Annotated in this window: 17 protein-coding genes; all 17 read left to right on the top strand. The window is 34.9% G+C overall.

Annotation, left to right across the window (positions count from 1 at the left end):
* Nucleotides 1-13: 13 nt before the first annotated feature.
* The 17 genes from ELD05_RS06980 (at nucleotide 14) to speB (ending at nucleotide 15820) form a co-directional block, all read left to right on the top strand.
* Entirely contained in the window at nucleotides 14-1753 is a 1740-nt protein-coding gene (locus tag ELD05_RS06980) for an NADH-dependent [FeFe] hydrogenase, group A6 (protein ID WP_127351866.1), read from the top strand.
* Between the two features lie 186 nt (nucleotides 1754-1939).
* A complete protein-coding gene (locus ELD05_RS06975; RefSeq protein WP_127352938.1) occupies nucleotides 1940-2548 on the top strand; it encodes a Maf family protein in 609 nt (202 codons plus the stop codon).
* Nucleotides 2548-3579, top strand: a complete 1032-nt coding sequence (locus ELD05_RS06970; protein WP_011917385.1) for a rod shape-determining protein — start codon at nucleotides 2548-2550, stop codon at nucleotides 3577-3579. Before ELD05_RS06975 ends, ELD05_RS06970 begins: the two co-directional genes overlap by 1 nt.
* Before the next feature lie 16 nt (nucleotides 3580-3595).
* Nucleotides 3596-4447, top strand: coding sequence for a rod shape-determining protein MreC (gene mreC / locus ELD05_RS06965; protein ID WP_127351865.1), 852 nt, complete (start codon nucleotides 3596-3598; stop codon nucleotides 4445-4447).
* A gap of 1 nt (nucleotide 4448) precedes the next feature.
* Complete coding sequence (locus tag ELD05_RS06960) at nucleotides 4449-4973, top strand: hypothetical protein (RefSeq protein ID WP_127351864.1); 525 nt, start codon at nucleotides 4449-4451, stop codon at nucleotides 4971-4973.
* Nucleotides 4970-7075: a penicillin-binding protein 2 gene (mrdA, locus tag ELD05_RS06955; protein WP_127351863.1), complete on the top strand. Its 2106-nt coding sequence runs from the start codon at nucleotides 4970-4972 to the stop codon at nucleotides 7073-7075. Before ELD05_RS06960 ends, mrdA begins: the two co-directional genes overlap by 4 nt.
* Nucleotides 7076-7090: 15 nt before the next feature.
* Nucleotides 7091-7747 (top strand): septum site-determining protein MinC, encoded by a 657-nt coding sequence (minC, locus tag ELD05_RS06950; RefSeq protein ID WP_127351862.1) that lies wholly within the window; start codon nucleotides 7091-7093, stop codon nucleotides 7745-7747.
* A 29-nt stretch (nucleotides 7748-7776) separates the two neighbouring features.
* On the top strand, nucleotides 7777-8577 hold the full coding sequence (gene minD / locus ELD05_RS06945; RefSeq protein ID WP_127351861.1) for a septum site-determining protein MinD: 801 nt from the start codon (nucleotides 7777-7779) through the stop codon (nucleotides 8575-8577).
* 12 nt (nucleotides 8578-8589) lie between these two features.
* A complete protein-coding gene (gene minE / locus ELD05_RS06940; protein ID WP_127351860.1) occupies nucleotides 8590-8892 on the top strand; it encodes a cell division topological specificity factor MinE in 303 nt (100 codons plus the stop codon).
* Nucleotides 8892-10001: a rod shape-determining protein RodA gene (gene rodA / locus ELD05_RS06935; protein WP_127351859.1), complete on the top strand. Its 1110-nt coding sequence runs from the start codon at nucleotides 8892-8894 to the stop codon at nucleotides 9999-10001. The genes minE and rodA overlap by 1 nt, the downstream gene beginning before the upstream one ends.
* Nucleotides 10002-10011: 10 nt before the next feature.
* Nucleotides 10012-10437, top strand: a complete 426-nt coding sequence (gene mgsA / locus ELD05_RS06930) for a methylglyoxal synthase (protein ID WP_011917393.1) — start codon at nucleotides 10012-10014, stop codon at nucleotides 10435-10437.
* Nucleotides 10437-11552, top strand: a complete 1116-nt coding sequence (gene steA / locus ELD05_RS06925) for a putative cytokinetic ring protein SteA (RefSeq protein WP_127351858.1) — start codon at nucleotides 10437-10439, stop codon at nucleotides 11550-11552. The genes mgsA and steA overlap by 1 nt, the downstream gene beginning before the upstream one ends.
* 5 nt (nucleotides 11553-11557) lie before the next feature.
* On the top strand, nucleotides 11558-12514 hold the full coding sequence (locus ELD05_RS06920; protein WP_127351857.1) for a copper transporter: 957 nt from the start codon (nucleotides 11558-11560) through the stop codon (nucleotides 12512-12514).
* Nucleotides 12515-12559: 45 nt separating this feature from the next.
* On the top strand, nucleotides 12560-13222 hold the full coding sequence (locus ELD05_RS06915; protein WP_241243687.1) for a glycosyltransferase: 663 nt from the start codon (nucleotides 12560-12562) through the stop codon (nucleotides 13220-13222).
* 229 nt (nucleotides 13223-13451) lie between these two features.
* Nucleotides 13452-14042: a hypothetical protein gene (locus tag ELD05_RS06910; RefSeq protein ID WP_241243657.1), complete on the top strand. Its 591-nt coding sequence runs from the start codon at nucleotides 13452-13454 to the stop codon at nucleotides 14040-14042.
* An 84-nt stretch (nucleotides 14043-14126) separates the two neighbouring features.
* Nucleotides 14127-14954, top strand: a complete 828-nt coding sequence (speE, locus tag ELD05_RS06905) for a polyamine aminopropyltransferase (protein ID WP_039767786.1) — start codon at nucleotides 14127-14129, stop codon at nucleotides 14952-14954.
* 11 nt (nucleotides 14955-14965) lie between these two features.
* A complete protein-coding gene (speB, locus tag ELD05_RS06900; protein WP_127351854.1) occupies nucleotides 14966-15820 on the top strand; it encodes an agmatinase in 855 nt (284 codons plus the stop codon).
* Nucleotides 15821-16007 lie beyond the last annotated feature (187 nt).

Raw genomic sequence — 16007 nt, 5'->3', positions numbered from 1 at the left:
GAGGGTACAACAAATGGAGATGGTGAATATAACAATAGATGGCAAGAAACTTCAGGTACCAAAGGACTACACTGTTCTGCAGGCAGCACGTGAAGCAGGAGTTGAAATTCCAACCCTTTGTTACTTAAAAGGTATAAATGAGATTGGCGCTTGTAGGATGTGTGTTGTTGAAGTAAAAGGTGCAAGGAGCTTGCAAGCAGCTTGTGTTTATCCTGTGTCAGAAGGTATGGAAGTTATCACAAACAGTGAAAGAGTAAGAAGAGCAAGAAAGGTTAACCTTGAGCTGATTTTGTCCAACCACGACAGAAACTGCTTAACATGCGTCAGAAGTGGTAATTGTGAACTTCAAAAACTTGCTGAAGATTTGAATGTCAAGCAGATAAGATATGAAGGTGAAAATATAAGACGGCCTCTTGATGACTTTTCTCCTTCAATTGTTAGAGACCCGAACAAGTGTGTACTTTGCAAAAGATGTATTAATGTATGTAGAAATGTCCAAGAAGTTGGTGTTATAAATGCAAACTATAGAGGTTTTAGAACAGTTGTCTCAACAGCATTTGATAGAAGTTTGAATGATGTTGCATGTACAATGTGTGGTCAGTGTATTCAAGCATGCCCTGTCGGGGCACTTCGTGAAAAGGATTCTACTGATATTGTATGGAAGGCTTTGGCTGATAAGAACAAATATGTTGTTGTTCAAACAGCACCAGCTGTAAGAGTTGCGCTTGGTGAGGAATTTGGTCTTCCGATTGGGACCCGTGTGACAGGTAAGATGGTAACAGCTCTTAAGATGCTTGGATTTGACAAGGTATTTGACACAGACACAGGTGCAGACCTTACAATCATGGAAGAAGGCTCAGAGCTTATAAATAGAATCAAAAATGGTGGGAAGCTTCCGCTTATTACTTCATGCTCACCCGGATGGATAAAATTCTGTGAACACTACTTCCCAGAATTCTTAGACAATTTATCAACTTGCAAATCTCCACATGAGATGTTTGGAGCAATTTTGAAGACATACTATGCGCAGAAGATGGGAATTGATCCTGCTAACATGTTTGTAGTCTCCATAATGCCATGCACAGCCAAAAAGTTTGAAGCGCAAAGAGAAGAGCTTGCAGCAAGTGGATATCCTGATGTAGATGCTGTGCTGACAACAAGAGAACTTGCCCGGATGATAAAGGAAGCAGGAATAGATTTTGTTAACCTGCCAGACAATCATTTTGACGACCCAATGGGTGATGCAACAGGTGCAGGTGTCATTTTTGGCACAACAGGTGGTGTAATGGAAGCAGCACTTAGAACAGTATACGAGATTTTGACAGGGAAGCCACTTGAAAATGTAGAAATTACACAGGTTCGTGGTTTAGAAGGAATAAGAGAGGCAGAAATTGATGTTGGTACAATGAAGATAAAGGCTGCAGTTGCACATGGGCTTGCTAATGCAAAGAAACTGCTTGAGATGGTTAAGAATGGTGAAAAGGAATATCACTTTATTGAAATCATGGCATGTCCTGGTGGTTGTATAATGGGCGGTGGCCAGCCAATTGTCCCAGCAAAGGTAAGAGAAAAAGTAGATGTTGCAAAGCTCAGAGCAAGTGCTATATATGACGAGGATAGGTCACTGCCAATAAGAAAGTCTCATGAAAATCCAACAATCAAAAAGCTATATGAAGAATTCTTAGGACATCCAAATAGTGAAAAGGCGCATCATATACTTCATACACATTATAAGAGGAGACCATTGTATTAAAAAGGAGCCATAAAAATATCTTACAATTTTTTAAAAGAAGCTGGTTTGCTCATTTGCCAGCTTCTTTTTTTATCAAAAGTTATTTTTTTTGCAACATTTAAATGATATAATAAAATATCAGAGGTCTCAATTTTGCCACAAACTAAAAGTGAGGTTATAATTTCAAAAAAAAGCGAAAGGGGTTATATTTCAAAATTGAAAAAAGTGGTACTTGCATCTTCTTCTCCACGGCGAATAGAACTTTTAAAACAATTTGGAATAAAGTTTGATATAGTTCCTTCAAATGTAGATGAAATTGTTGACCATGATTTACCACCTGAGGAAAATGTGATGAATTTGGCTAAGAAAAAAGGTGAAGAGGTTTTCAGGAGGCTTGGTGAGAGCGCAAAAGATTCTTTAATAATCTCAGCCGATACAATTGTTTTCATAGAAGGCACTATTCTTGGCAAACCATCAAATGAAGAGGAAGCTTTTTACATGTTAAAAAAGATAAGCGCCAAACGCCATACAGTTTTTACAGGTGTCTGCATAATTGATGATAGTTGTCGCCAAATTTTAGTTGACTTTGAAAAAAGTTATGTTTATATAAAACAGATGAGTGACGAAGAGATATTAAGATATATAAAAACTGGTGAACCTTTTGACAAGGCAGGAGCATACGCGATTCAGGGTTTTGGAAGTTTGATAGTTGAGAAGGTAGAAGGTTGTTTTTACAATGTTGTTGGTCTTCCCCTGTACAAGCTAAACACCATGCTACAAAAATTAGGATATGACTTGATGAAAGGAGAGTTATGATGGGGCTATTAAAGTCGCTTTATAGAGATTTAGGAATTGACTTGGGCACAGCAAATACATTGGTTCATTTACGTGGCAAAGGCATTGTTGTAAACGAGCCTTCTGTTGTTGCTGTTCAAAAGGATACAGGAAAAATTTTAGCGGTTGGCAATGAAGCAAAAGAAATGATTGGAAGAACACCTGGAAATATTGTAGCTATCAGACCGCTAAAAGATGGAGTTATTGCAGATTTTTATACTACTCAGGTTATGCTAAAATACTTTATAGAAAAAGCATACAAAAAATCTCTGTTGGGTCTTAAGCCGAGAGTGGTTATTTGCGTTCCATCAGGGGTCACTGAAGTTGAAAGAAGAGCAGTAGAGGAATCAGCATATAAAGCAGGTGCAAAAGAGGTTTATATAATGGAAGAGCCAATGGCAGCAGCAATTGGTGCTGGTCTTCCGATTGACGAGCCAGCAGGGAGTATGGTGGTTGATATTGGCGGTGGGACCTCTGAAGTTGCAGTAATCTCGCTTGGTGGTATTGTGACCAGCAAATCTTTGAGAATTGCTGGGGATGAGTTTGATGAAGCTATTTCAAATTATATAAAGAAAGAATACAATCTTATGATTGGTGATAGAACAGCAGAAGAAATAAAAATAAAAATTGGCTCAGCATATCCATTGGAAAAAGAAGAATGGTATGAAATTAAAGGGAGAGACTTAATAACTGGCCTTCCAAAAACAATAAAGGTTTCTTCATCTGAGATACGGGATGCCTTAAGAGAGCCTGTTATGGCAATAGTTGATGCAATTAAACAGACCCTTGAGAAGACTCCTCCTGAGCTTGCAGCAGACATTATGGAAAGGGGGATAATGTTAACAGGTGGAGGAGCACTTTTAAAAGGGCTTGATAAGCTAATTAAGCAAGAGACAGGTTTGCCTGTTCACATAGCAGAAAGACCACTTGACTGTGTTGCGCTTGGAGCAGGAAAGGCGTTAGAAGAGCTTGAAACATTGCAGAAGGTTATGATTAATAGGAGCTCAAGATAGTGGAGGATGAAATGTTTTGAAAAAGAACGTTTTCATTGCAATAATTATTATAGTGTCTTTTTTGTTTAGCATTATTGCAACTATAATTTCTATCCAAAACTATGACTCTAATATAATTTCGAAAAAGATGAAAGATGGCTATGTTCCTGTCAATTCTAAGGTTGTTAAAATAATTAGAAGTATAAAGGAATATATAAATGGTATTACACATTTGAATCAGATTATTGCCGAAAATAAACATCTAAAAGAACAGCTTGACAAACTAAGCACTGATAGAGTAACAATTGAAGAAATAAAAAGTGAAAACAAAAAGCTAAAAGAACTTCTTGGGCTTAAAAATCAAATTGAGACAGCTGCTGATTATGAAGTGGCGCGGGTCACACTCAGGTCGTCTGAGGGGTGGTTAAGTTATTTTATTATAGACAAAGGTTTGAAAGATGGAATTAGAAAGAATATGGTGGTTGTTAACAACCAAGGCTTAGTTGGTAGTATTGTTGACTGTGGCCTGAATTGGGCAAAGGTTGAGACTTTATTAGACGCAGATTTCTCGGCATCTGCCATGGTTGTAAGAACAAGGGATATTGGAGTTGTAAGGGGAAATCTTAACCTTATGGGAAAAGGGCTTTGTGAACTTAAATATGTTTCAAAAGATTCGAAGGTCAAAGTAAATGATGTTGTCATTACATCTGGAATGGGTGAGATATTTCCAAAAGGCATTGTAATAGGAAAGATTGTCCAAATAAAAAATGACAAGTTTGAACTTACGAAGAACATACTGATAAAGCCTGCGGTAGATATCGAAAATATAGAGTATGTCATGGTACTAAAAAAAGTAAAAGGTATCAATTTTTCGGTAGGTGTTAGGTGAATTGTTTAAAAATAAGGTGATGTTATACGGTGCAAATATAATTGGAGCGACTGTGCTGCAGACGGTTTTACAAGAAATTGTGTATATAAAGGGAAATTCAATATTATTGTACATTCCACTTCTTGTGTGTAATGTAATTTTTTTTGAGTTTACTGATGCTCTAATTGCAAATGTGGTTTTAATTTTTATATTTTGTTCCCTATTTACCAACAGCTTTTTTATAAATGTCTTCCTGATGGTTGTGCTCCTATTTGTAAACAAACGATTAAAAGAGAGGATCTATTTAGAGAGAATAGAAATCTTTTTAATCTATCTTTTTGGCTTTTTGCTGTCTAAAAATCTTTTACATTATTTAATAGAGAGCTATGTAAACAAAACCGTACCTAATGTGTCTTTGATTTTAAGTACCTCAGTGATTCAGTTCATTTTAGACTCAATATCTGGAATATTTATTTACTTTGTTATATCAAAAGAGAGTAAATATCTTCTCAGACTTAAAAAGGGGAGAAATTTAAAAGAAGAATGAAGATATTATTTATTGAAAAATTAAGAGAAAAGAAAGTTTTCAATAGGTGGACATTTTTATACATACTTTTTATATGCATGACAACTATATTAATTGTTCGCCTTGGTTATCTTCAGATAATCAAGGGCGACTATTATTATGAGGTTTCAGAGAGAAGAATTATGCAAAAAGCAAATTTAGAGGCGCCAAGGGGAATCATCTTTGATAGAAACGGAAGGCCTCTTGCTGACAATAGACCAGCATATGTCCTGCAGATTTTAAAAACTCAGCAGCTTAGAACAGAAGAGGAGAAGAAGGAGTTTACAAGAAAGATAATTGAAATAGTTAAGATTTTAAATAAAAATAATGACAAGATATTAAATCAGTTCAAAATTGCTATAAATCCTATAAGATTTGACTTTGGTATAAATGACAAAAAACTTGCCAAAAAGGTTGAACACCAATGGAAAAAGGACAGAAATATACCTTTAAATTATACCGCTGAGCAAGCATTTAATCTTCTTAGAAAAAGGTTTTACATCCCAGACAATCTTGATTTGAATTTAACCCTTCAGGTTATGGCAATTGAGGATATGTTATTTTACAATTATTATCAGATGTACCAACCTATTACAATAGCAATAGATATTTCAATGAAAACTATTGCACAAATAGAGGAAAGACGAAAAGAATTTTCTTTTGTCAACATAGATGTAAAGGCGGTAAGGGTGTATAAAGATGCAATTTATAATGCTTTTGTTGTAGGAAGAGTAGGGAAAATTACACAACAGCAGTATGAAGAGTTAAAAGACAAAGGATATTCGGTAGACAGTCTCATTGGAGTTGAGGGAATAGAAAAGAAATATGAAGATTATTTGCGTGGCAAAGATGGAATACAGCTTATTGAAGTTGACAAGTTTGGGAGAATAAATAATGTCAAGGTTGAGAAAGAGCCAATAAAAGGAGCAAATATTTACCTCACAATTGATAACAAATTGCAGAAGGTTACTTATAACTCGCTCAAAAAGGTGTTAGAAAAAATAAGAAACGGAGAGTTTGGTGAAAGATTCCCAAAGGCAACAGCAGGAGCAGCTGTTGTGATTGATGTAAAAACAGGAAATGTCCTTGCACTCACAAGCTATCCTTCTTATGACCCAAACATATTTATAAAAGGAATTACAATAAATGAGTGGAATAAACTAATAAATGACCCTAACAGGCCAATGTTTAATAGGGCTATTGCAGGTGTTTATCCACCTGGTTCAACTTTTAAGATTTTGACGGCAATAGCAGGCTTGCAAGAAGGTGTGATAAAACCCAACGAAAAAATATTAGATACGGGCCGATACATGTACTATGCAAAATCTGGTTTTATGCCAGCTTGTTGGCTATGGAATAGATACCGCAGAACACACGGATGGGTAGATGTTGTCGATGCGTTGAAGGTTTCATGCAATGTGTTTTTTTATGAAACTGGTAGAAGGCTTGGGATTGATAGGATTGACAAGTATGCCAATTTGTTTGGACTGGGCGGAAAAACAAATATCCAACTTGATGGGGAGTCTAATGGTATTCTTGCAAATGAGGAAAACAAGAAGAAGATATTCAACCAGCCATGGTATCCTGGTGACACAGTTTTAGCAGCAATTGGTCAGTCTATAAATGCATTTACTCCCGTTCAGATGGCAAGCTTTATTGCAACTGTTGCAAATGGCGGAACAAGGTATCAGGTAAATCTAATAGATAAAATTGTTGATGCAAATGGAAAGGTTATTTACAATTCAAAACCAAAGGTTTTGAGTAGGGTCAATATGTCGCTTGCTGCAAAACAAGCAGTTTTTGAAGGGATGAAGAGTGTCACAAGTGAAGAAGGAGGTACGGCAAGACAAGCGTTTAAAGATTTGCCTTTTACTGTTGCAGGAAAGACAGGTACTTCACAGTATTCTACCTCTTCGGATGCACATGGTTGGTTTGTCGGTTTTGCTCCCTACGATGATCCGCAAATTGCCTTTGCTGTTGTGTTAGAAAATGGTGGACATGGTTCTTATGCTGCATATGTTGCAAGGGATATAATTGATAGCTATTTTGACTTGCAAAATGGGCAAGGCGCTACATCGCATTAAAAGGGGGAAACAGGTTTGAGTGAACCAGTTGTATTGAAAGGTTTTGGAAAAGGAATAGCTGTTATTTTGGACAATAGCTGTGATTTTGATACCATTTGTGATTACTTTAAGCAGAAGATTGTTAATGGTAAAAACTTCTTTTCAGGTTATGAAATTCCAATTCAATTTATAGGAAGAAGACTAAATAGTTATGAATTGCAAAAATTGATAGATATCATGAAGACATTTGGAGGAGTACATGATATAATATTCCCGTGGGACGAAATTAACTTTCATCACCTTGTGCCAATGTCAAATGAGTCAGATGAGAAGAAGATGTTATTTTCAACCAGCTCTAAAGATGCAAAAATATACAAAGGTACGTTACGGTCAGGGCAGGTTGTAAAATCAGATACAGATATAATAATAATTGGGGATGTAAACCCAGGGGCTGAAGTCATATCAGCAAATAACATTATTGTATTAGGAGCTTTGAGAGGTGTGGCGCATGCAGGAGCATCAGGCAACAAAGATGCAGTTGTGTTCGCCATTGAGATGAATCCTGTTCAAATTAGAATTGCAAATATAATTGCCAGAGCACCTGACGAACAGAATCAAGAGCAAGAAAGAGTCCCAGAAGTTGCATACATTGAAGATGACACAATTGTAATAAAGCCTGTAAGTCAATTTTAAAAACTTAATAAAAAGGAGAGTTTTAAAGAATGGGAGAGGTATATGTAATTACATCTGGTAAAGGTGGTGTTGGTAAAACAACAACCACTGCCAATGTGGGAACTTACTTGAGTATACTTGGTAAAAAGGTTCTTTTAATTGATGCAGACATTGGTCTTAGAAACTTAGATGTTGTGATGGGGCTTGAAAATCGAATAGTCTTTGACATAGTTGATGTTGTGGAAGGACGATGCAAGCCAAAACAAGCCTTGGTCAAAGACAAAAGGTTTGAAGGACTTTATCTTCTGCCAGCTGCTCAGTCAAAGGATAAGACTGCTGTTTCACCTGAACAGATGAAAAATCTGTGTAATGAACTTAGAAAAGATTTTGATTTTATTTTAATTGACTGTCCAGCGGGGATTGAACAAGGTTTCAAAAATGCAATTGCTGGTGCAGATAAGGCAATTGTTGTAACAACTCCTGAGGTTTCAGCTGTCAGAGATGCTGATAGAATAATTGGTCTTTTAGAGGCTTATGAATTACATAACCCAAAGCTTATCATTAACAGGATTAGATTTGACATGGTAAAACGAGGGGATATGATGGACATTGATGACATTTTAGAGATATTGTCAATTAGCCTTTTAGGGATTATTCCAGACGATGAGAAGATCATTATCTCTACAAACAAAGGAGAACCAATTGTGACAGACGAAAAATCAAGAGCAGGACAGGAGTATAGGAATATAGCACGAAGAATATTAGGTGAGGATATTCCTATTGTGAGCAATGAAGAAAACTTAGGTTTTTTTGGCAAAATAAAGAGATTGTTTGGTTTAAATAACTCATAGGAGGAATTGTTGATGTTTGAATTTTTTAACAAGTTTTTTAACAAGCAATCTTCAAAAGACATCGCAAAGGAAAGGTTAAAACTTGTTTTAATCCATGACAGGGCAAATGTCTCGCCTGAGCTATTAGAGCTTATCAAAAATGAAATACTGAATGCGATACAAAAATATATAGTAATTGATGATAAACTATTGGAGATTCAGATAACAAGAACTCCCTCTGAGCAAAAAGGTGAATTTGTACCTGCTTTGATTGCAAATATACCAATAAAGTCTGTAAAAAAATCAGAAATTATGAATGATGAGGCTGAAAATTGATGATTGTTCAGAATGAGGAAACAATAAAAAAAAGGTATAATGTTTTTTTAATAGTATTGATGATTTTGCTGTGTGTCATAGGTTTTGTGTTGATTGCAAGTGCAAGCAATATACTTGACACAGGTAAGTATAAGCTGGTAGTATCCCAAGTTATTTGGTTTTGTTTAGGTTTTGTTCTATTTTTTGTATTTTCAATAATTGACTATAGAATTCTGACCAACTTTTATGTTATTATTTATTTGATAATGATAGGACTACTTCTTTATGTTGATATCAACGGAATAAATGTGTTGGGCGGCCAAAGGTGGATTAAAATTGGACCTTTATCGTTCCAGCCATCTGAGATTTCTAAGCTTTTAATAGTAATATTTTTTGCAAAGGCTGTTTCAATGCAAGAAAACATTAATACTTTTAAAAATCTTGCAAAAGTTTTGTTTTTTGCTATCATACCTATAGTATTTGTTCTCAAACAACCTGACTTAGGAACAGCTTCGGTCTTTGTTGCAATAATTGTGACAATTCTGTTTGTAGCAGGTTTAAGCCTTCGGTACTTTTATATAGCAATGGGGGCACTTGCTGTGTTCATACCCATTGCGTGGGAGTTTATACTTCTTGATTATCAAAAGGATAGAGTGAGAATTTTGTTTAACCCAGAGCTTGATCCATTAGGTAAAGGTTGGCAAGTCATGTATTCAAAAATTGCAATAGGCTCTGGTAAACTATTTGGAAAAGGGCTTTTTATGGGTACTATAAATAGGTTAAATTATCTACCTGTCAAGGAATCAGACTTTATATTTGGGGTAGCAGGTGAGGAGATAGGATTTGTTGGATGCATAGTAATAATAGTACTTTATTCTTTGTTAATTATAAATTTAATCAAGATAGCATCTGATTGTAAAGATAAGATCGGTTCATACATTGTAGCAGGAATTGCTGGAATGTTCGGTTTCCAAATGTTTGTAAATATCGCTATGACACTTGGTATTATGCCTGTAACAGGAATTCCGCTACCTTTTATAAGCTATGGAGGAAGTTCTATGCTTACCTCCATGGCATCGCTTGGGATAGTTCAGAATATCTACAGAGAAAATATAAAAACTATGTTTTGAGGTGAAGAAGATGAATATAGCACTTATTGCGCACGACAAAAAGAAAGAACTCATGGTTCAGTTTGCTATAGCGTATAAATTCATACTTTCGAAACACACTTTATACGCAACAGGTACAACAGGAAGACTAATTCAAGAAGCAACTGGACTTGAGGTCCACAGATTTTTACCAGGACCACTTGGTGGTGACCAGCAAATAGGCTCTTTGATTGCGTACAACCAGATAGACATGGTGATATTTTTAAGAGATCCTCTGACAGCACAGCCTCATGAGCCAGATGTGAATGCTCTTTTGAGACTTTGCGACGTTCACAACATTCCACTTGCAACAAATATAGCAACAGCAGAACTTTTGATAAAAGCACTTGACAGGGGAGACTTGTCATGGCGTGAGATTGTTAATCCCAAACTTCAAAAAAATAAGAGTGATAAATAATGGTAAAAGGAAAGGTTAAGATTGACAGAAAGACGAAAAATTTGGTTAAGCGACTCAGACCAGATGATATTCCAGTAATATTGCATGAGGATATTGATGAGGTTGCTGCTTATTCACTTTTAGAAAAGAAAGTAAAGATTATAGTAAACTGTGCTAAATCCTTTACAGGAAGATTTCCTGCCCTTGGAGCAAGGATTCTTCTTTCTAATGGTGTGACAATTATTGACGATTTAGGTGAAGATATATTTAACCAAATTAAGGAAGGCGATCTTTTGGAAATTAAAGAAGATAAGATATATCTAAATGGTAAATATTTATGTGTGGCAAAATACTTGAAAAAAGATGAATTTGAATATTTTTACCAAAAGAGTTTCAAAGAAATGGAAAATCTATTAGAAGATTTTATAGAAAATACTTTTGAATATGCAAAAAAGGAAAAAGGATTCATATTAGGACAGTTTGAAATGCCTGAGCTCAAGACCAAGATTGCTGGAAGACATGTTCTCGTTGTTACACGTGGTAGTAGTTTTAAAAAGGATATAAAAGCCATAAAAAGTTATATTACGGAAGTAAAACCTGTAATAATAGCAGTGGATGGTGCTGCAGATGCCTTGCTGCAAGAGAAAATTAAACCTCATATAATAATTGGAGATATGGATAGCGTTTCAGAAGAGAGTCTATTTATGTGCGATGAGATTGTTGTCCACTCATATCCAAACGGATACGCACCAGGATTAAAGCGCATTGAGTCCTTAGGGCTTCAAGCAAAGGTTGTTGCATGTCCTGGAACAAGTGAAGATGTAGCTTTACTTTTGGCGTATGAAAAAGGTGCTGAGCTGATAGTCTCAGTTGGTTCACATAGCAGCATGCTTGACTTTTTAGAAAAGGGAAGGAAAGGTATGTCCAGTACCTTTTTGGTTAGGCTCAAAATTGGTTCAAAGCTTGTTGATGCGCGGGGTGTGTCGAAACTCTACACAGAAAGGGTAAGTCTAAAGTATATAGGAGTTTTGATACTTTCTGCTTTAATTCCAATATTGGCAATTTTAATGGTAACTCCTCCTTTTCAGTATTTCTTTTATTTGATTCAGTTAAAACTAAGAGTAATCTTGAGGTAAGAACAATGAATGGAATAGGAGTAAAATACTTTATAATAACTATTGCTTCTATCTTTCTTGCCTTGGGTATTGGGATTGTAATTGGTTTTTCCTTGAACAGTGAAAAATTTGTTCAAAAACAGTTTCAGCAGCAGCTGAATATAATAGATAAAAATCTTGTAGCTTTAAAAAAAGAAAACGACAGACTTAGCAAAGAGATTGATGAGTACAAAAACCAAATTGCACAGAAGGATAAGATAAATAACGCACTTGTGAGTGCTTATCTTAAAATAGGAAAGGCTGAGTCAACTGTGAGCTTGATAATCACATCTACAGATTATTCTTATAATGATTTGATAGATTTTTTGAGGAAAAATGGAATTAAAATAAACAAGGTCATAAAAATCAAAAGTTCATTTTTAAATATTGAAAACACCGAGAAGGAATTGTCAGTTGATTTCAGCGGTTATAAATTCCCTGATGATGCCATAAAAGATATTGCTATATATTCTGTCTTTGATATAAAGAGTGATTTGGTAAAAAAACTTGTTGAAAAGAGATATATAGAAGAGAACAGGCTTTTGTCAGGAATATCAGATACCATCATTTTAGCTGGGGGCAATACAGTTCAAAACAATAATTTTAATAAACTTGATAGAAAGATAGTCGAATTTTTAAATGATATAGACAGTTTAAATGTAATAGGACTTCAGCAGTCATACAGCGAGATAAATTATTGTGAATACTATAAAAGTATGGGGCTTAGCACGGTTGACAATGTGGATGAGATAAGTGGCAGGGTTTCTTTAATTGAGCTAATCAGAGGGAATAGTGGCAATTATGGTACCAAAAAGGGGGCAACTTCTATAATACCTACCAATTTTATAAATGTTGAAGATGCAAAGAAGGCTTTAGAAAAACGAAGGACAAGTTTGCTTGTTGAGCTTGAGAAATATCAAAATACTACATTGCCAACTCAATAGAGATTTTCATTTACAATCTAAGAGAGGAAGAAAAAAGTCTTGAAAGTGGCTGTTGTAATACCAACCTACAATCCGCCTATATCTTTTTATGAATTAATTGAAATGGTAGGTAGTTTTTCTTTTGTAGATAGGTTAATTGTGGTTGATGATGGTTCAAAAGAAAAGGTAAACATTTCAAATGAGAAGTGTATTTTATTGAGGCATGGGAAAAACAAGGGAAAGGGTGCAGCTTTGAAGACTGCTTTTGATTATCTCAAAAATGAAAAATGTGACAAGGTAGTTCTTTTGGATAGTGATTTGAAAGTTGATAAAAAGAGTGTGGAGAAGTTTTTAAAAAATGTATTTCTCAATGGAAATAAGATTGTTATTGGTTATCCTATAAATGTAAAAAAGAGAGGTTTTGGAGTTGTCAAGGCATTCGCAAAGTTTGTTGTCAAGTTTTATACTGGCAGAACTGTTGAATATTCTTTGAGTGGTCAGAGAATAATCCCATTTTCTGCAATTGATGAAATAAAGTATATTCCTAAAAGATATGGTGTAGAAGTTTCAACTTTGATAGATTTTCTGAAAAAAGGTTATGAGATGGTAGAAGTTCCATTTGACTTTACTCATGATGAAAAAGGGAAAAGTGTACGAGATCTTTTACATAAATTGCATCAGCTAAAGGATATATTTATAGTTTTTATTACTAAATGGTGGAGGTTGTAAAAAAATTTATGCATATATACTTGCATTGTCAATTCTGACTGAGATTTTGTTTCTGTATGTTTCGGTGGTGTATTTTAAGAAAAAAGAGAGGTTACTCAAACAAAATTATAAAGGTAAAAAAATTCCATGCGGTATTGGTATTGTTTTAGGATTTGTATTGACTTTTTATACCTTTTTCATATACTGTTATGTCTCCAAAATAAATTTTTTAGTTATTGGGTTGAGCTTTTTGGCTATCTCAGCAGTAGGTTTTATTGATGACATATTTGGTGATAATAAAAGCAAAGGATTTAAAGGACATATCAAAAGGCTTTTGAAAGAGCATGAACTTTCAACAGGACTTTTAAAGATGATAGTGATTCCTTTTGTGCTTTTTGCAGGAAGTTTATATCTTACGGAGGATATTCTTAAAACAGTTCTGTACACAGTCTTTGGATCACTTTCTGTGAACCTGTTTAATCTGTTTGATTTGCGACCTGGCAGGTGTATAAAGGCACTGTTTGTTTTCTTAGTACTCTTTGGATTTTTTATTAATTGGAGTCCTTTTTACATTTCACTTTTGATTTTATTGGTGCCTATTTTTATTGGTGATATAAAAGAAGTGTATATGTTAGGCGATGCAGGCTCAAATTTGATAGGATATATATTTTTTGTAATTATAAGCAAGCTTTATAATATAAGCGTAAACAATGTTGTGATATGGATAGCATTATTTGTTGTAGCAGCTTTAAATTTGGCTTCTGAGTATATTTCATTTTCAGAGGTCATTGAAAAAAATAAGATATTAAAGTATATTGATGGACTTGGAAGAAAAAATTAATAACTTGAATTCTGAATAAGGATATTGTAATATATTCACTGTTGTTTAAAGTTTAAGGTGAGGAGGTTATAAAAATTGGCTGAGATGGAATTGTGGTTTACCGAGCAACAAACACCGGATTTAGGGTTTACATGTAAGATAACTAAGACCATATACACAGCAAAGACAAAGTATCAAGATTTAGCAATACTTGAGACAAAACAATTTGGCAAAATGCTTGTTTTGGACGGGGCTGTGCAGACAACAATTGTTGATGAGTTTTGTTATCATGAGTTGATAGCACATGTTCCATTGTTTACTCATCCTAATCCCAAAAAGGTTGCAGTTATTGGTGGAGGGGATGGTGGAGTCATAAGAGAGATATTAAAACATGAAGAGGTTGAAAAAGCATATTTGATAGAGATTGACCAAGAGGTAATTGAAGCGAGCAAGAAATATCTTCCTGAGATAAGCTGTGCACTTGATGACAAGAGGGCAGAGGTTATAATCACAGATGGAATAAAGTTTGTTTCTGAAAACAAAAATATGTTCGATGTCATAATAGTAGATTCAACTGATCCTGTTGGACCAGCAGTGGGATTATTTGAAAGCAACTTTTACCAAGCAGTATATGAGTGTCTAAAAGAAGATGGACTTTTTGTTGCACAAACAGAGTCTCCATTTTATGATCAAGATTTAATTAGAAATGTATTTCATTCAATAAAATCTATCTTCCCAATAACAAGACTATATCTTGGTTTTATTCCAACATATCCAAGTGGACTTTGGAGCTTTACAATGGGTTCTAAAAAATATGACCCCCTTGAGATTGACGTCTCAAAGATAAAGAGAATTGATACGAGATATTACAACCCTGAACTTCACAAGGCACTTTTTGCATTGCCTACATTTGTTCAGAAAATCATTGAGTAGAGGGGAAATGAATGAGTTTTAATCTTTATAAGAACTCTTTTCTGTGCTCATCGAATGATTATGAAAACAGTAAGGTTGTACTTGCTGGAATACCCATGGATTTTACTGTGAGTTTTAAGCCTGGTTCGCGTTTTGGACCGAGCAAAATAAGGGAAGTTTCAGTTGGACTTGAGGAGTATTCAGTATACCAAGATAAAAATTTATTTAATAAAGTCTTTTGTGATATGGGAGATTTGGAGCTTCCATTTGGAAATGTGGGGAAGTGTATTGATATAATATATGAGTTTGCAAAGAAGGTATTTAATGATGGCAAAACTCCTATTTTTTTGGGTGGAGAGCATCTTATCAGTTTTCCACTGATAAAGGCAGCAAAAGAGATATATGGCGACCTTGTTGTTTTACACTTTGACGCTCATGCTGATATGAGAGACGACTACCTGGGTGAAAAGCTTTCTCATGCGACAGTGATGAGAAGGGCTGGAGAGGTTGTTGGGTTTAATAATCTATACCAATTTGGCATAAGGTCTGGCTCTGAGGATGAGATATCATTTGCAAGAGAAAACAGCAATATATTTTTTGTTTATGAAATAGAAAACCTTTTTGAGATAGTTAAAAAATTAAAAAACAAAAAAGTATATTTATCAATTGACATAGATGTTGTTGACCCGGCATTTGCGCCTGGTACTGGAACACCTGAGCCAGGGGGTTTGACCTCATCGCAGTTTTTGGAAATAATCTTGAAGATGAAAGACCTAAGCGTTGTGGGTGTTGACGTTGTAGAAGTGTCTCCCTATTATGATATCTCAGACAGGACATCTCTTCTTGCTGCAAAGATTGTGAGAGAACTTATCCTTTTAATCGAGTGAAAAAATAAAAAAATGTGAACAGAATACGGGTGTGACTAAGTTTGCTCACCTTAAAAGAGGAATTTAGTCACGCCCTTTTTGCGTTTTTATACAAAAATTTCTTGCTAAAAGCTTCTTTGTGTTATAAAATAGAAATTAGCATAATATATTAATACCAGATATTAATACTACATGATAAACTATTTTC

The organism is Caldicellulosiruptor changbaiensis, assembly GCF_003999255.1.
In the GTDB taxonomy this organism is placed as follows: Bacteria; Bacillota; Thermoanaerobacteria; order Caldicellulosiruptorales; family Caldicellulosiruptoraceae; genus Caldicellulosiruptor; species Caldicellulosiruptor changbaiensis.
The sequence above is the reverse complement of the archived record's forward strand: the minus strand, read 5'-3'. Positions and strand labels throughout refer to the sequence as shown.